Source organism: Gammaproteobacteria bacterium, from assembly GCA_029882975.1.
GTDB lineage: Bacteria > Pseudomonadota > Gammaproteobacteria > SZUA-152 > SZUA-152 > JAJDNG01.
In genome coordinates this window covers 36102-55410 of record JAOUJW010000032.1, presented here as the reverse complement: position 1 = coordinate 55410, position 19309 = coordinate 36102, and the positions used below count along the sequence as shown (strand labels likewise).

Genomic DNA, 19309 nt, shown 5'->3' with positions numbered 1-19309 from the left:
CCATCGGTGCTGCCGCACTAGCCGCATTGGCAATCATCGCAGCGTTCGTGGAAACCGTGTCCCACAACATTCAGGGCTTTGAGATCAAGCTCAACAACCCTGAAGTGTTAATGGGCATGTTCATCGGCGGCATCTTCCCGATGTTGGTCAGCTCCATGACCATGACGGCGGTTGGCGAAGCTGCTTTTGACATGATTAAAGAGATTCGACGCCAGTTCAAAGAAATCCCCGGATTATTGGAAGGCACCGGTAAACCGGACACCGCTCGCTGTGTTGATATAGCCACAACCGCCGCACTGAAAAAAATGATCCCACCGGGATTGATCGCGGTTATCGCCCCACCTCTGGTAGGATTCGGTATCGGTCCCGAAGCTTTGGGCGGTATGCTGGGTGGCGCACTGGTAGCCGGCGTGTTAATGGCCTTGATGATGGCGAATGCCGGTGGTGCCTGGGACAATGCTAAAAAGTTTGTTGAGAAAGGTAACTTGGGCGGCAAAGGCTCTGATGTTCATAAAGCCTGCGTTGTGGGCGACACGGTAGGTGATCCGTTTAAGGACACCTCGGGACCTGCTATGAATATTTTGATTAACGTGCTCGCCATTGTTAGCTTGGTTATTGCACCGTTATTAAAATAATTTATAACAAATAAGTAATAGCAATAAAAAACCCCTAACCCATCGGGTTAGGGGTTTTCTGTTTGCGGCTCTCCGTAGAGAACAAATCGAACTTATTTAATGGTGAAGCTCTTCTTGATCTTCTTGGGTACCGCCACATTTTTCAAAGTTACATACTGAGGCAAGCCGTTTTTATAGGGTGGATAATCTTCCCCTTTGATTAGGGGCGACAAATACTCACGACATTGCTCGGTAATGTGAAACCCGTCACGCGATATAAAGTTCTTCGGCATCATTTTCTCAACATTGGCCACATCGGACAATTTGGCTTCACCCACCGACCATTTATACGGCTTATTGGATTTACGTACGATAGTCGGCATGACCGCCGTTTTACCCTTCAATGCAAACTCAACCGCTGCCTTACCCATGGCGTAGGCTTGATCCACGTCGGTTTTCGATGCAATGTGACGCGCAGCACGCTGCAGATAGTCAGCAACCGCCCAATGATACTTATACCCAAGATTGGATTTGATCAGTTCCGCTATCACAGGGGCTACCCCACCCAGTTGAGCATGACCAAAGGCATCACGAACACCGGTTTCTGCCAGGAACACTCCTTCTTTATTGCGCACACCTTCGGAAACTACGATGGTGCAATAACCGTATTTTTTAACACAGGAATCCACTTTTTTAAGAAATTTAGCCTCATCGAACTCGACTTCGGGAAATAAAATGATATGAGGCGCATCGCCTTCTTTTTCAGTAGCCAAGCCTCCTGCTGCTGCAATCCAACCGGCGTGACGCCCCATGACTTCCATCACAAAAATCTTGGTAGACGTTTTGGCCATGGATGCCACATCAAACGCGGCCTCGCGAATGGACACAGCCACGTATTTGGCGACTGAACCAAAACCGGGACAGTTGTCTGTGATCGGCAGGTCATTGTCTACGGTTTTGGGTATGCCGATGCAGGTAATGGGATACCCCATTTGCTCGCCCAGTTGCGAGACCTTATTGGCAGTGTCCTGAGAATCTCCGCCTCCGTTATAGAAAAAATAACCGATATTGTGTGCCTCAAAAACTTCTATGAGACGCTCATACTCGGCTTTGTTTTCGTCCAGTCCTTTTAACTTATACCGGCACGACCCAAATGCACCGGACGGAGTATGACGTAAGGCCGCTATTGCTTTAGCCGACTCCTTGCTGGTATCGATCAAATCTTCCGTTAAAGCACCAATGATTCCGTTGCGACCGGCGTACACTTTACCGATTTTGTCTTTATGTTTTCGCGCAGTTTCTATGACACCGCATGCGCTGGCATTAATTACGGCTGTCACGCCTCCCGATTGAGCATAAAAAGCATTTTTCTTCGCCATGATAACTCCTCCACACTCTTATATTTTATTTCCAGAACCCAGAGAACCTCTGACTAATTCCGTGAACAAAATCAATAAAAAAATAGAATCACCAAGCTTTGCTGAAAACTTGGAAATAGTCGATATCCCCTGTGCTTTCCCCAACCGGAAAATTCTATTCTCATATCTGCTCATCCAGGAGTTAATTAGAGGTTCCCAGATCAAAATCAATCTTTTCCATTTATACTTCGCTATTGCCTTTCTCAAATACCTGTTGTCGCGTGCGAACTCCGATTTTCGAAAGACGCCGGCCTCATCTAAACGAAAAGACTCAATTTTGAGTTAGGTTCTAGTCAAATTATTTTGTTTTAGATAGACCGAAAATCAATTTTTGTTTTGTTTGAGGCATCAAACACCAAAAAATTAACTGGTAGCTCCTGCTAAACTGTAAAAATCCGGGAGTTGTAGTACTCCAAAGCGCAATAATACCGTTTTTTCTTCTCTCATGTGTTATATTTTTTTATTATTTACTAAAATATTTGTTGATTTACTACTGACTTTTTATTAACTTCCAACTATTTTTAGAAAAATAGTTTAAAAAGTTACAAAATTGGTTTGTAAGATGCATTGCAAAGCAACAAGGAATTACCCGTAAGCAAGGACAGATTCAGCCGTATCGCAGTATGCATTATTAAGCAGCGCAACCATCCAACATAGAAAGGTTAGATGGGAAGGACATCCAAACGTATCACGGCAGGTTCTACCGTTGGAAGATCGAAGATTCGAAGACTGAAGAACACGACGCTGGTATCAGGATTTCTGACGAAGTTTGGCAAAGCAGTTAACACTTACTGATAAACGAGAACAGCGGTCAAGGAAAAGAGGTAGCCTCAATGCGAATTGTACTGGTTGGTGCGCCAGGATCGGGCAAAGGCACGCAGGCGCAAATGCTGGTTGATAAATACAGGATCCCTCAAATATCCACGGGCGATCTGTTACGCGCTGCTGTTAAAGCGGAAACCCACTTGGGAAAATTAGCCAAGGCTGCAATGGATGCCGGCCAATTGGTCTCTGACCAAATTGTTTTGGATATGATTAAGGAGCGATTGGATCAGGCGGATACTCATAGAGGGTTTGTCCTCGACGGTTTTCCACGCAACCTAACCCAGGCATATGCATTGGATGAAATGTTAAACTCCATTGGTAAACCATTGCAGGGTGTTATTCTTATAGACGTGGACTACGATTTACTGATACAAAGAATAACGGGACGTCGAACCTGCTCTACATGCAATCAGGTTTACAATATTTATACATCACCATCCAAACTGGAAGATCATTGCGACAAGTGTGGTGGTAACTTACATCATCGCGGAGACGATAACGAGGAAACCATATCCAATCGTCTGCGCGTGTACGAAACCCAGACCTCGCCATTGATTGCTCACTATGGGGAACAAGGCAAGCTCTATAGTGTGCAAGGAAAGGGTGAAATTGATGAGATTTATGACAGCTTGTGTAACGTCATCACATCAATTGAAGTAAAGGAGGCGCAAAAAAAGAAGGCAACAACGGCAATTAAGTCTGCATTGAATGAAATAATGCAGGAAAATGATATAAAAACAGAAAAAACCAAAGAAAAAACTAAAGAAAGTGTAGTAACTTCCGAAAAGAAGGCAAAAGAAACACATAATCAATCTGGTTCTATTGCCAATAAGGAGGCCACAATCATGGCAGCAAAACCCAAGAGAGCAAAAGCAGCGGTTAAAAAGAAAGCCGCACCTAAGAAGAAAGTAGCTAAGAAGAAAGTAGCTAAGAAGAAGGTAGCCAAGAAAAAGGTTGCCAAAAAGAAGGTAGCCAAGAAAAAGGTTGCCAAAAAGAAGGTAGCCAAGAAAAAGGTTGCCAAAAAGAAGGTAGCCAAGAAAAAGGTTGCCAAAAAGAAAGTCGCCAAGAAAAAGGCTACCAAAAAGAGAGCAGCCAAGAAAAAGGCTGCAGTTACACCATAAGCAGCAAAATTAGCCGGATCGACGGTCCCTTACCCCTTCTGTCACCCTGCAAAGGAGCCAAAAGGGGCCAGGAAACCGAAAAACCGGTAGTTCAGAAGCTAAGGGCGCACAAATGTGCGCCCTTTTTTACTTTCAGCACTTTTTTACACTCCTGCGCTCCTATAAAATCCCAGTATTGAATTGAACGATCTGGCGTAGTGCCAAAAATTGGCATCCCCAAAAAGCAATCCAGGAGAGAATCTTGTCCAGCATTGATACCGGCAAACGAAAAATGCCCATGAGCCGCATGCGCCGCATGCGCCGCGACGACTTCAGTCGTCGCCTGATGCGCGAATCCGTGCTAACAGCAGACGACCTCATATATCCCATATTTGTCATCGAAGGCAAAAATCAACGCCAAGCCGTACAATCCATGCCAGGTGTTGAAAGGGTTTCCATCGATCAGTTACTTAAAGAGGCGGAACAAATTGTCGAATTGGGGATTCCGGCCGTTGCCCTGTTTCCTGTTACCGAAGCGGACAAGAAGTCCGAGTTGGCGGAAGAAGCCTTTAACCCGGAAGGTTTGGCACAACAGGCAGTTCGAGCATTGAAGCAGGCATTCCCTTCTTTGGGCGTAATCACTGATGTCGCCTTGGACCCTTTCACCACCCATGGCCAGGACGGCTTGATCGATGCGTCCGGTTATGTACTGAATGACGAGACGGTGAATGTTTTGGTAAAGCAAGCCGTATCACACGCCGAAGCAGGAGCCGATGTCGTGGCTCCATCCGATATGATGGATGGTCGCGTCGGCGCAATTCGCCAGGCGCTGGAAGCAGCCGGACATATTCATACACGAATTTTGGCCTACTCTGCCAAATATGCTTCCAACTATTATGGCCCCTTCCGCGATGCGGTAGGATCAGCAGGCAATTTGGGCAGCGGTAACAAGTATACCTATCAAATGGACCCCGCCAACAGTAATGAAGCTTTAGCCGAAGTGGCACTGGATTTGGCCGAAGGGGCCGATATGGTAATGGTGAAACCCGGAATGCCCTATTTGGATATTGTTTACCGGGTCAAACAGCAATTTGGCGTACCTACCTATGTTTACCAGGTGAGCGGGGAGTACGCGATGATTATGGCAGCCGTACAAAACGGGTGGCTCAATGAACGTGCGGTTATCCTGGAGGCTTTGTTAGGCTTCAAACGTGCCGGCGCGGATGGAATCTTGACCTACTTCGCAAAAACCGCTGCCCAATGGTTACGACAAGGCGATTAAACAGCCGGTTAATCCCATCTCATGTCATCCTTATTTGATTTTGAACCTAAAGTGGATGCCTATGGCGTCATGGGCAATCCCATTGCTCACAGCAAATCGCCGCAAATCCACCAAAGTTTTGCTGCTCAAACCCAGCAATCCATTAGCTATGATGCGATCTTAGTGGACCCGGGCGGTTTACCCCAAGCGGTAGGTAATTTTGTCGCCAACGGCGGTAAAGGCTTAAACATCACCGTACCGTTTAAGAAAGATGCCTGGAACCTGGTAGACACACTGTCCGAGCGCGCCCGTCTGGCCGGAGCCGTTAATACCATCGCAGTACAAGAGGATAAGACTTTATTTGGCGACAATACAGATGGCATCGGTCTGATTCGCGACCTCAGCAACAACCATAACGTTACGCTGCAGGGAAAGCGTATACTTCTAGTTGGCGCCGGTGGTGCTGCCCGGGGGGTTTTAGGACCCTTACTGGATGGCAAACCGGAACAGTTAACACTATGCAATCGTACTTTGAAAACGGCGCAGGAATTATTACTGGACTTCTCTGAACCGGCTAACTGCACAGCCTGCACTTTTGATTCGCTGCCACCCCAACCTTATGACGTGCTCATCAACGCCACATCAGCCAGTCTTCAAGGCGAGGCGCCACCTCTTGCCAATACGGCACTGCATCAAAACAGTGTTTGTTACGATATGATGTATGGCGCTCAACCGACGCCGTTCATGCTTTGGGCACAACAACGCGGCGCAGGATACATCAGCGATGGTTTGGGTATGTTGGTGGAACAAGCCGCCGAATCTTTTTATATCTGGCGCAAGGTTCGCCCGGACAGCCAAATTGTTATTCATAATTTGCGGAACCGTCTGCAAACAGCCGGCTAGGCCGGGCGCCCAGCTCAAGCAAAAAAATCTTTATTGGGTTCTTTCTCTATGGTGGGTTGACGCCGCTCGATCAATCGTCGCTCCATCCCTGACCAGTCTTTTTTTCGCCAATCCAAGCCGCGGCGATCGTTATGATAGGCACGAATTGTGAACTCTCTCACACACAATTGATGTCCGCGACAATCGGTCTTATCCAAGCGCTGCAACAGACGCTTGGCCATCGCTTCCGGTTCTATGAGCACTTGGCCATGACGTACGATACCGGTATCTGAAATTTTATCGAAAACACAAAACTCGGATCGTTTAACTTGATCACTCTTAAACAACACCTGTCGGGCGGATTCCTTAAATCCCTTTGGTGACAACATACGCTCAACCATGCGCCTTAACTCAAATTCACTAAAGGTCCGTGGCAAATTGCCAACAAAAATATACATCATATCTTCCCCCAAACCCTCTGCATCAAACTTTTTTCAAAGCTTCTTCAAACCTCGACATCAACTCTGTATCAACACCGTCCGGCGCCCCTCACAGATATTATAAATATTTGTTTTTTAAGTCGATGTAGTGTTTCGCCGAGTAATCAATCCAATTGCGCTCAGACTCGGTCAGCAGTCGCACCTTCTTAACCGGCGTTCCCAAATAGAGGTAACCGCTCTCCAGCTCCTTCCCCGGTGACACCAGACTACCGGCTCCCACCAACACATAAGGTTCTACCACAGCGCCGTCCATAATCGTGGCGCCCATACCGATAAGGCAGTTATCGCCAATACTACAACCGTGCAAAATGACTTTATGGCCAACAGTGACGTTCGCGCCGATTTGCAGGGAGTAACCGTCGGGTTTTTCCGTATAGGGGTGGGTCACGTGCAACACGGAACCATCTTGAACATTGGTACCGGAGCCAATACGAATGTGATTCACATCCCCGCGAATAACCGTTAACGGCCATACCGATGCGTCCGCCCCTAAGACCACATCGCCGATAACCACGGCTGACTCATCCACATAGGCTTTCGCACCCAACTCCGGGGCAAACTGTTGAAATGATCGAATTGCCATAAATTAATCCTACTTAAAGTCGGTTCAGCGCATGGTTACCAATTCTTCGGCGCTGGTGGGATGAATTGCGACTGTATTATCGAAATCTTTTTTGCAGGCCCCCATTTTTATCGCGACGGCAAAGCCCTGCAACATTTCATCTGCACCGGTTCCGATAATGTGACAACCCACCACTTTTTCCTCCGCACCTACCGTTACTAACTTCATGGCGGTTTTGGGTTGGTAGGGGGTAAAAGCATAAGCCATGGGTGTAAATGCCGTTTGATACACTTTTACTGCATCACCGTATTGCTCACGCGCCTTGGTCTCACTTAGTCCCACCGTACCAATGGGTGGATGACTGAATATCACACTGGGAATATTTTCATAGTTCAAGTGCCGATCCTGCTGTCCATTAAACAAGCGATCTGCAAGACGCCGCCCGGCAGCAATAGCCACCGGAGTCAAAGGTACTCGACCGGTCACATCTCCTAAAGCGTATACATTGGCAATATTGGTATTTTGAAAATCATCCACCACAATATGCCCCACTGCGTCGGTTTTGATACCCACTTGATCCAGACCCAGGCCCTCAATGTTAGGATTGCGACCAATGGCCCAGATAACACAATCAAAGTCACTATGAATCGCACCATTTTGATCCTGCACTTGTATCCCGCCGGCGCTTTGTTCCAAACGGACAACCTGGGTTTGGGTCAGGACGTGGATGTGGTTGTGCAACATTTCCTGCATCAGCACATCACCCAACATGGGATCGAAATGACTCAGGCAATGTTCGCCACGTACCAATAAAGTGACATCCGAGCCCAAAGCATGCAACACGCCGCTGAGCTCAACCGCAATAAAGCCCGATCCGATAACCGCGACTTTTTTCGGTAGTTCAGTGAGCGCGAAAAAACCATCGGAGGTCATCCCCAGCCCCGCTCCGGGCACATCGGGTACGGCAGGCGTGCCACCGGGCGCAATCACCAGATGTTTGGCGCTGTACTCGGTACCATTCACTTCCACGGTATTGGAACTGAGCAGGCGTGCTTGGCCTTTAATTTCCGTAATACCCAATTTTTGCAAATAGCCGTCATACCATTGGTTGATGCCGCTGATATAATTTTCACGCGCGTTAACCAAGGTTTGCCAATTGAAACTGTTGAGCGATACATCAAATCCGTAAGCGGGCGCTTGTGCAATGGCCAAGGCCGTTTCGGCACCATACCACATGACTTTTTTAGGAACACAACCCACGTTGACACAAGTACCGCCCATTTTACCGCTTTCCACAATAGCGCAACGGGCGCCGTACTCGGCAGCACGCTCCGCTACGGACAGACCGCCACTACCACCGCCGATGGCAATTAAATCGAATTCCTGTTTAGTCAATCTATTACCTTATGAATCTTATGTGAATGATAGAAATTAGTGAAAAATTGTCTGGTTTTCACCGGGGTTTGGCGCCCGATTTCACCACAAAATCAATCGCATGGAACACTCAAAAATTATTTTAAATTATATTTATTATCATGGGCTTACATAAGACACTGCGATTGTGTATTATTACTTCAGTATAATCCCGGTTACCTTATTTTAAGTAGAATACCACGCTTCGATTTAAAAAATGAAACTCTATTCGCTGTTACTCTTATTGCCGGTTTTAGCCGGGTGTGTGCCGGATCTTGAACCTCGATCCAATCTCCTGGAAAGCAGCCGTGGAAGTACGGCTGCCAATGACGCCCATACTTCTTCCGTTTCCGGCACCTCTTGCAGTCAAGCCTCATGCCATGATGGCATTGATGCTGCGGCTTTCACCCTTTCGGGTACTCTGTATAGCTACACAAACCTAAATGCCACACTAAACAATGCGGCCATAGAATTATATTCCGAACCTCATGGCAGCGGAGAACTCCTGGCCAGTATTGATGTAGACGATAACGGCAATTTTTACAGCAACCGTACCTTTACCGGTAACGGTGTGGAATATTATCCCGTTGTTTACGATCGATCCCTTGCCAAGCGATCCTATAAACCCATACCTTCAGCCCCGTTAAATGCCAGCACGCTTCAATGCAACAGTTGTCACGGCAACGCAGTTAGCGCCACAGACGCAAATGGTCAAATCATTGCCACCCCAACGGTTGCCCGATTGAACAATGGGAATTTTAGCAATACCTACTTCAGCGGCAGTTGCGCAACGTGTAATATTCAAGGCACGGTACTCAACGCCGGACCCCGAACCTATGTTGCTATCGGTTTTTATAACAGAGCCTGGAATACCATCGGCAACTATAATTACGACCTACATCTGGCAGGCGTAGTTGAAACCACCGCTCTGGGCGATTTTTACAGCTCCAACCTGCTACCGCCGACATGGTACGGCCTGATAGCATCATATGACAGCACCGTAAAACTTACCGCCACGTATGTGGGCCAGGGATCCATCCCCTACCGAGCTCATTCAGCGACTGACCGCGTGTGCTCCAATTGCCATGGATCGTCCGCACCGGCATTGAATGCCAATTCGTTAATCCCCGTACCAAACTAACCCCTTCCAGGAATTAATCAGAGCTTCCTTAAATTTAGTACCATACCAACGGCCCTTCCTGCATCAATGCCAACTGCTCCCGCAAGGCCAGGATTTGTTCTTCCCAGTAACGGTTGCCGGCGAACCAGGGAAAATTGATGGGAAAGCTGGGGTCCTGCCAACGTCGCGCCAGCCAAGCCGAATAGTTAATCATACGTAAGGTACGCAAGGGTTCTATGAGCGCCACCTCAGAGGGATTGAAGTCACTAAACTCAGTGTACCCCCCCAGGACATGGGATAACTGTTGTGTCATTTGCTCCCGCTCACCCGATAACAACATCCATAAATCCTGGATTGCCGGTCCACTGCGGGCATCGTCAAAATCCACAAAATGAGGACCGTCACTGGTCCATAAAATGTTACCCGGGTGACAATCACCGTGAATGCGCAGCTGTGCCACAACGCCTGCTGCATCAAATCCGGCCTGCACCTGCGCCAACACATCCCGCACCAGGCTGGTATACGCCTCGCGCAATTCCGCCGGGATAAATGTAGTTGCTAATAAAAACTCTACCGCGTCATGACCATAGGTTTGTATATCCAAGCGGGGACGATGTTGAAACGGCCTTAAACGACCCAAATTATGGATCCGGGCAATAAAGCGGCCCATCCAGCGTAAATTTTGCTCACTATCCAACTCGGGCCAGCGACCGGCTCTGCGCGGATATAGGGAAAAACGAAATCCATGGGACATGTGTAGGGTTTCACCATCCCACCGCAAAGGCGCCACTACCGGCAACTCTGCTTCTGCCAGAGTGATGGTAAAATTGTGCTCTTCAATAATGGCGGCATCGCTCCAACGTCCCGGACGGTAAAACTTGGCGACCAAGGGTGTCCCGTCTTCCACGCCCACCTGATAGACACGGTTTTCATAGCTGTTTAAGGCTAATAAACGACCATCACACTGCACCCCCATGGTTTCCACCGCGTCCAACACCACTTCCGGTGTCAATTGCTCATAAGGATGTTCATTGTGGGTTTTACCCACGTCGGGAGCATCGGCTGAACCTAAATGGTTTGAATTGTCTAAACTATCTCGCGGATCATCCTGCAAAGGAGTCCTCCCTGTGTTGAATATTGGGACGCATATTGCATAATACCGGGCTACCGGCTTTTACAAAACCTGTCTGACTCGCAGCTGTTGAAAAAGAATTATAGGATTACTCATGAAAAACCCCCTGTTGGAATATCCGCCGCTACCCGCCTTCACACGCATTAAACCGGAACATGTGGAAGCGGCAGTAGACCAGGTACTGACGCAAAATCGAGAAGCCATCGCTACTTTACTACAACAAGACGAGCATAGTTGGGAATCATTGATACAACCCCTGGAACAAATACAGGACCGTCTGCACAAAACTTGGTCGCCGGTGAGCCATCTAAACTCGGTCATGAACAATGAAGCCTTGCGTGATGCTCACAATGCCTGCCTCCCCAAATTGAGCCAGTATGCCACGGAGCTGGGGCAAAATACCGCCTTGTTTCAGGCCTACCAGCGTTTGCATGACAGTGACACATTCTCACAATTGAGCCAAGCTCAACAAAAAGTTATTAATGACGCCCTTAGGGATTTTCGATTGTCCGGTGTGGATTTGCCCGAGACAGAAAAAAATCGTTTCAAAGAAATTCAGCAACAGCTATCTACACTAAAATCCCAATTTTCTGACAATGTTTTGGATGCCACTCAAGCCTGGTCTTTTCACACGGAACAAGAGTCTGATTTGGCCGGATTACCGCCTTCCGCCATCGACATGGCGGCACAAACCGCGCAAAGCCGAAATCAAAGGGGTTGGGTTTTTAACCTGGAATTTCCTTCTTACTTTGCCATTATGACCTATGCCGACCGGCGTGAACTGCGACAACAAATATATAAAGCTTATGTCACCCGTGCATCGGACCAAGGTCCAAACGCAGGACAGTTCGACAACAGTCGGATCATGCAACAAATTTTAGAGCTGCGCACACAAAAAGCCCATCTCCTGGGCTATGCCAATTATGCCGAGCTGTCGCTGGCTACCAAAATGGCACCGGACACCCAATCGGTATTGGATTTTCTCAGTGATCTGGCCAAACGCTCCAGACCCATCGCCGAACAGGATTTACACCAGCTACAGGATTTCGCGACACAAGAAATGCAATTGTCGAGTTTGGAACCCTGGGACATTATGTACCTCTCGGAAAAATTGCGCCAAAAACGCTACAACGTCAGCCAAGAAGATCTCAAACCCTACTTTCCCGAACCACAGGTGGTTCAAGGTATGTTTGCAGTGGTGCACAAACTGTACGGTTTAAGCATCGAGGAACGCCATGACGTCGACACTTGGCATGAGCAAGTACGGTTCTTTGATGTAAAAGACCCAATAGGCCAACTTCGGGGCCGCTTCTATATGGACCTCTATGCGCGTGCAAACAAACGCGGTGGCGCCTGGATGGATGAATGCGCTTCCCGGTTTAAAACCAAGGATGGCATACAAACACCGGTCGCCTTTATCACCTGCAATTTTACCCCACCCAGCGGTGGCAAACCGGCCCTACTGACGCATTCTGAACTCACCACTTTGTTTCATGAATTTGGCCATGGCTTACATCATATGTTGACCCAAATCGACTGCATGGATGCGTCCGGCATTAACGGAGTGCCCTGGGATGCTGTAGAACTGCCCAGTCAGTTTATGGAAAACTGGTGCTGGGAAAAGGAATCTCTAAATCTCATAGCACGCCATTACGAAAGCGGTGAGCCTCTGCCCGACTCGCTGTTCGACAAACTGCTACAGGCTAAAAATTTTCAAAGTGCCATGCAAATGGTGCGGCAGTTGGAATTTGCCCTGTTTGATTTTCGCTTACACCTGGAATTCGACCCTCAACAGCCGGATCAAATACAAAACCTGCTGAATCAGGTTCGACGCGAGGTCGCAGTAATCCGGCACAGTGACTATAATCGGTTCCAACACGGTTTTTCACACATATTTGCCGGAGGTTACGCCGCCGGTTATTACAGCTACAAATGGGCCGAAGTACTCTCTGCGGATGCCTTTTCCAAATTTGAGGAGGACGGTATTTTTAACCGAGACACCGGCCAGGCTTTTCTACACAGCATCCTGGAACAAGGCGGATCTGCCGAACCCATGGAACTTTTTAAACAATTTCGAGGCAGAGAACCTTCTGTGGATGCTTTATTGCGTCACAGCGGCATAACTGCCTGAACCCATTTACTGCTTGAACGACGGAGCCCGAAATATGTTATATCGCTTATGGTTGTTGCTTTTCATTTCCAGCGCGTGGAGCAGCCTGGTATTTGCGCAAACCACCTTCATAAAAGATCTGTTGAATGTTCAAGTCTATTCCGAACAACCCACCGGAAGTATTCCCAACGGCGAAGCAGTCACTACCCTACCCAGCGGTACGGCCGTGGAAGTACTCATGACCGATGGAAAATACAGCAAAATCAGCCACAAGGATAAGGAGGGGTGGGTGGAAACCGCCATGCTTACCACAGCAAAACCTCAAAAAGTTCGCTACTTACAGTTGTTGGCCAAATTTAAAGCCGTAAGCGAAGAACTGGAAGCGGCAAAAGCAAAACTGGGCCCCGAAACCGATACCAAAAAAGAAGTCCAGGCCTTGGGCAAGCTGCATAAAGAATTGGAAAAAGCCAGAGCCAGAATTGTAGAACTGGAACAGGCAAAAACAACCGTTGAAAACAGCCCTGCCGCCGCCGCAAACTCTGCGGACAGTGCAACAGAAAACCCGACTGAAAACCCAACCCCGGCCCAACCGCAACCCACGTCTGCAGCCATGCCCCCTATACCTGCTGTTTGGGCCGGTGCCGGCATGGTATTGTGTCTGATTCTGGGCCTGTATTTGGGCTACTCCTACCTGGACAACAGAATCAGCAAGCGCCACGGCGGTGTGCGCATTCGCTGATCCCTGATTGCCGCAGCCCACTCCTGCGCGGAACCGCCTGGCCGCCAAGTGCCTAAAGCCAAAGGCGACGTTTCCTGGTATGCTTTTGCGCTCCTATTAGCTGCGGAAACATAAGGGCGGATGAAATATAAAGACCTGCGCGACTTCATACAGCAACTGGAAAAAACCGGACAACTGAAACGGATTCAGGCTGAGGTGGACCCCTATTTGGAAATCACCGAAATCTGCGACCGTACTCTACGAGCCGGCGGCCCGGCCCTGTTGTTCGAAAATGTCAAAAACAGCAATTACCCCTTGTTGGGAAACTTATTTGGCACTGTGGAACGGGTGGCCCAAGGCATGGGCGAGGAATCGGTAACCGCATTAAGGGAAGTGGGTCAACTGTTGGCCTTTCTCAAAGAACCCGAACCGCCCAAAGGCGTAAAAGACGCCTGGGAAAAACTACCGATATATAAGCAGGTGCTCAATATGGCACCCAAAGTAGTCCGCAATGCACCTTGCCAGGAAAAAGTTCTGGAAGGTCAATCGGTTGATCTGTCACAGCTACCGGTTCAAACCTGCTGGCCGGAAGACGCCGCCCCCTTGATCACTTGGGCCTTAGTGGTTACTAAAGGGCCTTACAAAGAACGTCAAAATATGGGTATCTACCGCCAACAAGTCATAGGCCCCAACAAGGTAATCATGCGTTGGCTGTCCCATCGAGGCGGTGCTTTAGATTACCGCGAATGGTGCGAAGCCCATCCCGGGGAACCCTTTCCCGTGGCAGTGGCACTGGGCGCCGACCCCGCTACGATTTTGGCTGCGGTGACGCCCATTCCTGACACGCTCTCCGAGTATGCCTTCGCCGGCTTATTGCGCGGATCAAAAACCGAAGTAACTCAATGCCTTGGCTCTGATTTGCAGATCCCGGCCAGCGCCGAATTTGTACTGGAAGGTTATATTTATCCGGGCGAAACCGCGGATGAAGGTCCATTTGGTGATCATACCGGTTACTATAATGAAGTGGATCGATTCCCGGTCTTCACTATCGAACGCATTACCCAGCGCAAAGACCCTATCTACCACAGCACCTATACCGGCAGGCCACCGGATGAACCGGCTATTCTGGGATTGGCCCTGAATGAGGTGTTTGTCCCCATACTGCAAAAACAATTTCCGGAAATCATGGACTTTTATCTACCCCCGGAAGGTTGTTCCTACCGAGTGGCCGTGGTCAGCATGAAAAAACAATATGCCGGACACGCCAAACGGGTCATGATGGGAGTTTGGTCATTTTTAAGACAGTTTATGTACACTAAATTCGTCATTGTAGTAGACCAGGATATAAACGCGCGTAATTGGCAGGATGTGATCTGGGCTATGAGCACACGTATGGATCCGGGCCGAGACACCACCATCGTGGATAACACCCCCATCGACTACCTGGATTTCGCCTCACCTGTTTCGGGATTAGGTTCCAAAATGGGCTTTGATGCCACCAATAAATGGCCTGGGGAAACTCAGCGGGAGTGGGGCCGCCCCATTTGCATGAGCGAAACGGTCAAAAAACGCGTGGATGAAATCTGGGATTCTTTGGACATATTCGATTGAAACACCGAAGTTGCAGACGATACGGCTTATAGATGATGCTAAACCTCTGATAAAGGACACATAACCGAGACATTTGTTTTTCGAATCTCTATAATCAAACAATAACAATATAACTGCCAAGGGTTACAAAGGAGCAAAAATGCGCACAATCATGGTTTTAAACGCCAAGGGTGGATGCGGTAAAAGCACCATAGCCACCAATCTGGCGAGTTATTTCGCGGTTAGTGGCAAATCGACAGTATTGGTGGACTTTGATCCACAACAATCCAGCTTGGAATGGCTCAATGCTAGAGATCCCAAACGCCCCGAAATTCAAGGCATAGACGGAACAGCTGAGCAAGTGCGTGTTTCCAAAAAAAGCGATGTGGTCATTTTTGATGTCCCCGCCGTAACCCACGGAAAAGAACTGGCCAGCTTTGTAAAACGCGTGGAGACCATTGTCATGCCGGTATTGCCGTCACCGCTGGACATCCGTGCAGCCGCCAAGTTTGTTCAGGAATTACGCGCTTTAAGCAAAGTGGAACGCAACGAAGTAAAAATCGCGCTCGTGGCCAACCGTGTCAGGGAAAATACCGTGGTTTACCACAAGCTGTCTGTCTTTCTGAAAAGCTTGAAAATACCATTTATCGCCAGCTTGCGTGACACGCAAAATTATATTCGCGCCGCTGACCGAGGCTTGGGCATTTTTGAAATGGCACCTTCGGCTGTGCAGATGGATTTGGACCAGTGGGGCCCCCTCATCAAATGGGTTAACAGCAAACGTAGCCTGCCCTAACACCAACCGCGGAAACCAAATATGCGCTACTCAAGGCTTAGAAACATTACCACTATGTTGTTACTGGTTTTGGGTAGCGCCTGCACCCCATCGCACCAGGCTATGGTAAAGCCCGCGGACTTTACCCAAAGTCAATGGATTCGCCATACCACGGTGCCTGGACAATTCGAAGAAGTGAAGTCCTTTTTGGAATTGGCCATCACGGATAGAGGCATCAAGATCAACAATGTCTCACACATCGCCGAAATGCTCAAACGTACCGGTGCGGAAGTGGGTGACGAAACATCGCTCTACAGTCACGGTCAGGCTATAGAATTTTGCAGCGCAACCATTTCTCGCGCCATGATGAAAAGCAATGCGCACTACATTTCGCTGTGCCCCTACATTATATTTATTTACGAACTACCACAGCAGCCCGGCACCATACACTTATCCTACCGCAACCTACTGGTAATCGATGCAAACGACCCGACACTACAAGCCGTAGACCAGCTACTGCAGGATATTGTCTCCGAGTTAAAACAGTGAAACTTAACAGGCTCGACTTGTAACTTACTCCACTCGGTAGCCCTCGTAATCTCAAACAACTATATTCCCGCGCCAATTTGTCAGCAACTGATATAAACACAAAGCCCAAGCTCTGCTACACTGGGCGACTCTACCGGACGACTGTTTTTTATAAAGTTCAAACATGAAAAGTTTTAGCGAACGTTTAAAGCTTGGAAGCAAATTTTCCGCCCTCTTCGCCCTGCAACTCTGCCTTGCAGCCGGATTGCTGTCGTGCACCCAGAGCGACCACTTCATCCCCCAAGGCATCAGCGGTAGCGTCGCTATTGTTCCCGGCACGGAATCGGACTCAGACATCAACAATCCCGATACCACACCCACGAGCAATAATTCCTTAAATAACGTCCAGTCCATCGGCAACCCGGTACAACTGGGAGGATTTGTCCAGGCATCATCGGATCCACATGATTACTTTTACGTTCATCTGGCACAAAATCAGTTAATTCGCCTGAGCACAGATCCCGGACCCGCAACCGTTACATTGCGCCTGCTCAACATCGCCGGCAGCGCAGTCGCCAGTGACAGCAATGCGACTTATTTAAGTACCCTAAGTGTCACCGCCCCCGCCTCCGGCGACTATTACATCCACGTTCTAGCAAATTCAGGCTCACACAATTATGTCCTCTCGGTAGGTACAGCCACCACGGCGCCGGTCGCTGTGTCGGGCACATCCTTGGCACAAACAACAACTGCAGGAACAACCATTGCGCAAACGACAAGAGCACATACAGAATTTGCTCTGGGAGAAATTATTATAGAACCCGCCACTCCATCCAATGGAGGTTCAACCTCGACCTTACCCGCCGGAGTCAAACCCATGGGTTCACTGGCGCAACGATTTAACTTGCCGTTAAAAACCGGTCTGGAACGCGGACAACTGTTGCGTTTGGGAGATAAGATCAGTCGCGAGCGAATTATGGCCGCCCTGGGGGTGCAACCCAACAGCAGCGCCAACGCTCAGGAACAATTGAAACAGGACACCATCGCTGTACTGGAAAAATTACAGCAACAACCCGGCATTCGCGCCCGTCTTAACTATGTTAGAAAAGCCCTGTTAACACCCAATGACGTAAACTACCGCCAGCAATGGCACTACACGATGATGAACCTGCCACGGGCCTGGGACATTAGCGCACCCCAAGGCCAAAATACGATTGTTGCCGTACTGGATACTCGAGTGTTACCCCACGAAGACTTCAATGGCCAACTGCTACCCGAAGCGGACTTTGTAAACGACGGCATTTATACCACCAGCGAATCTCACGGCACCCATGTCGCCGGCACTATTGCGGCACGAACCAACAATAGCATCGGGGTCGCCGGGGTTGCCGGACTCAATGCCCGCATTATGCCCGTACGAGTGTTGGACGATAACGGTTACGGTTATGATCACGACATAGAACAAGGTATACGCTATGCTGCCGGCCTCGACAACGATTTGGAGTCGACCGCAGAAACCGCAACGCGTGTCGCAAACGGTGAGGTCGCGGACGTCATTAATCTCAGCTTGGGTGGCCCTGAAGGTTCCGGCCCAACACCGGCAGCATATGTGCAGGCTCGTGCTGCGGGCGTCATTATCGTTGCAGCGGCCGGTAACGAACGCTCGAACCACCCCTCCTATCCCGCCGCCTACCCGGAAGTGGTTGCGGTGAGCGCCGTGGATGCAAAAAAAATCTCTGCCTTCTATTCAAATTTCGGCTCCTATATCAGTGTCGCAGCACCCGGTGGAGATATCGACGCAGACTTAAACAAGGATCTGAACCGCGATGGGATTTTTAGCACGCTGTATAATGATTTCGGGGATGCGACTTATGGACTGATGTCCGGCACTTCCATGGCCAGCCCGCACGTGGCTGGAGTGGCCGCGCTAATGAAATCCGTGTACAAAAACTTAAGCCCCGAGCAATTCGATACCGCTCTGAGCAGTGGCCGTATCATCGAAGATTTGGGCTTGCCGGGCAAAGACGCACTCTACGGCTACGGCCTTATTGATGCCTGCAAAGCAGTGATTTACGCTGCCGAACTCGCTCAAACCACCGTACCCGTTATTAATAGCACTCTCAGCGTCGCTCCGGGTATTTTGAACTTTGCTCTTAGTAGTGACCATGCGGATTTTCAGGTGTCACGCGGCTGTGGCACGACAGCAGTCAGCGTCACTGAACCCAGCAGCGACACCCCCTGGATCAGCCTGCGCCCGCTTAATGTGGACACCAACGGGCTCGGCACCTATCGCGCCACCATAGATCGCGCCATGCTGAGCCAGGACCCGGTAAGAAATACCAGCGGAAACATTAAGATCAATGGTTCTGACCTACCGGCTTTGGTACAAAAGCAAGCGCAACAAACCCAAATCAATCCTCAATATCTGATATTGTATACCTACGATAGCTCGTTAAATCGTGTGGTGGAAACAGACCGCCGAGTGTTTACTCACGCCGCTGCATCGTTCGAGTTTCAATTTTCCAACATTCCCCCAGGCTATTACCACCTGGCCTACACCAGCAACTTTGGCGGAGGTAACCCGGTCGCCATTTCGTACTTCCCCGACGGCTATGCCATCTATTGCTATTACGGAGAAGCCTGCGACATACGTGATGTGATCATGCAGCCGGACGGACGAATTGGCGGCATTCACTTTCTCGGCGGATTTGACCGTATTTCAATCAATTAAAGTACTTTCTCCTCTCTTAACACTCTCTCC

Annotated in this window: 15 protein-coding genes and 1 pseudogene; 11 read left to right on the top strand and 5 right to left on the bottom strand. The window is 49.1% G+C overall.

The features are described 5' to 3' along the window. A partial coding sequence (locus OEY58_18865) for a sodium/proton-translocating pyrophosphatase (GenBank protein ID MDH5327518.1) occupies positions 1 to 635 on the top strand: 635 nt, incomplete at its 5' end. A 92-nt stretch (positions 636 to 727) separates the two neighbouring features. Here the strand turns inward: OEY58_18865 and OEY58_18860 are convergent. Continuing rightward, positions 728 to 1993, bottom strand: coding sequence for a 6-phosphofructokinase (locus tag OEY58_18860; GenBank protein ID MDH5327517.1), 1266 nt, complete (start codon positions 1991 to 1993; stop codon positions 728 to 730). 872 nt (positions 1994 to 2865) lie between these two features. Between OEY58_18860 and OEY58_18855 the strand changes: the two are divergent. The 3 genes and pseudogenes from OEY58_18855 to aroE all read left to right on the top strand — a co-directional run bounded on the left by OEY58_18855 (position 2866) and on the right by aroE (position 6121). Beyond that, positions 2866 to 3507, top strand: a pseudogene (locus tag OEY58_18855) (adenylate kinase). Positions 3508 to 4249: 742 nt separating this feature from the next. Continuing rightward, on the top strand, positions 4250 to 5239 hold the full coding sequence (hemB, locus tag OEY58_18850) for a porphobilinogen synthase (protein ID MDH5327516.1): 990 nt from the start codon (positions 4250 to 4252) through the stop codon (positions 5237 to 5239). Positions 5240 to 5260: 21 nt separating this feature from the next. After that, positions 5261 to 6121 (top strand): shikimate dehydrogenase, encoded by an 861-nt coding sequence (gene aroE / locus OEY58_18845; protein MDH5327515.1) that lies wholly within the window; start codon positions 5261 to 5263, stop codon positions 6119 to 6121. A gap of 14 nt (positions 6122 to 6135) precedes the next feature. Here the strand turns inward: aroE and OEY58_18840 are convergent, their stop codons facing one another. The 3 genes from OEY58_18840 to gorA form a co-directional block, all read right to left on the bottom strand. Beyond that, a complete protein-coding gene (locus tag OEY58_18840; protein MDH5327514.1) occupies positions 6136 to 6561 on the bottom strand; it encodes a hypothetical protein in 426 nt (141 codons plus the stop codon). Positions 6562 to 6658: 97 nt separating this feature from the next. Then, positions 6659 to 7183 (bottom strand): gamma carbonic anhydrase family protein, encoded by a 525-nt coding sequence (locus OEY58_18835; protein ID MDH5327513.1) that lies wholly within the window; start codon positions 7181 to 7183, stop codon positions 6659 to 6661. A gap of 24 nt (positions 7184 to 7207) precedes the next feature. Further along, positions 7208 to 8557 (bottom strand): glutathione-disulfide reductase, encoded by a 1350-nt coding sequence (gene gorA, locus OEY58_18830; GenBank protein ID MDH5327512.1) that lies wholly within the window; start codon positions 8555 to 8557, stop codon positions 7208 to 7210. Between the two features lie 235 nt (positions 8558 to 8792). Between gorA and OEY58_18825 the strand changes: the two genes are divergently transcribed. Then, positions 8793 to 9716, top strand: coding sequence for a hypothetical protein (locus OEY58_18825; GenBank protein ID MDH5327511.1), 924 nt, complete (start codon positions 8793 to 8795; stop codon positions 9714 to 9716). 34 nt (positions 9717 to 9750) lie between these two features. Here the strand turns inward: OEY58_18825 and OEY58_18820 are convergent, their stop codons facing one another. After that, positions 9751 to 10743: a serine/threonine protein kinase gene (locus tag OEY58_18820; protein ID MDH5327510.1), complete on the bottom strand. Its 993-nt coding sequence runs from the start codon at positions 10741 to 10743 to the stop codon at positions 9751 to 9753. A gap of 178 nt (positions 10744 to 10921) precedes the next feature. Here OEY58_18820 and prlC point away from each other — a divergent pair, with 178 nt between their 5' ends. The 6 genes from prlC (at position 10922) to OEY58_18790 (ending at position 19279) form a co-directional block, all read left to right on the top strand. After that, positions 10922 to 12958, top strand: a complete 2037-nt coding sequence (gene prlC / locus OEY58_18815; protein ID MDH5327509.1) for an oligopeptidase A — start codon at positions 10922 to 10924, stop codon at positions 12956 to 12958. A 34-nt stretch (positions 12959 to 12992) separates the two neighbouring features. Next, positions 12993 to 13676, top strand: a complete 684-nt coding sequence (locus tag OEY58_18810) for a hypothetical protein (protein MDH5327508.1) — start codon at positions 12993 to 12995, stop codon at positions 13674 to 13676. 120 nt (positions 13677 to 13796) lie between these two features. Then, positions 13797 to 15266 carry a 4-hydroxy-3-polyprenylbenzoate decarboxylase gene (ubiD, locus tag OEY58_18805; protein MDH5327507.1) on the top strand — a complete coding sequence of 490 codons (1470 nt, stop codon included), beginning with the start codon at positions 13797 to 13799 and terminating at the stop codon, positions 15264 to 15266. A gap of 139 nt (positions 15267 to 15405) precedes the next feature. Then, the gene (locus OEY58_18800) at positions 15406 to 16041 is read left to right on the top strand and encodes an AAA family ATPase (protein MDH5327506.1); all 636 of its coding nucleotides are present in this window, start codon (positions 15406 to 15408) and stop codon (positions 16039 to 16041) included. A gap of 21 nt (positions 16042 to 16062) precedes the next feature. Next, positions 16063 to 16569 carry a DUF302 domain-containing protein gene (locus OEY58_18795; protein MDH5327505.1) on the top strand — a complete coding sequence of 169 codons (507 nt, stop codon included), beginning with the start codon at positions 16063 to 16065 and terminating at the stop codon, positions 16567 to 16569. A gap of 163 nt (positions 16570 to 16732) precedes the next feature. Beyond that, positions 16733 to 19279 carry a S8 family serine peptidase gene (locus tag OEY58_18790; GenBank protein ID MDH5327504.1) on the top strand — a complete coding sequence of 849 codons (2547 nt, stop codon included), beginning with the start codon at positions 16733 to 16735 and terminating at the stop codon, positions 19277 to 19279. The last annotated feature ends 30 nt before the right edge of the window (positions 19280 to 19309 follow it).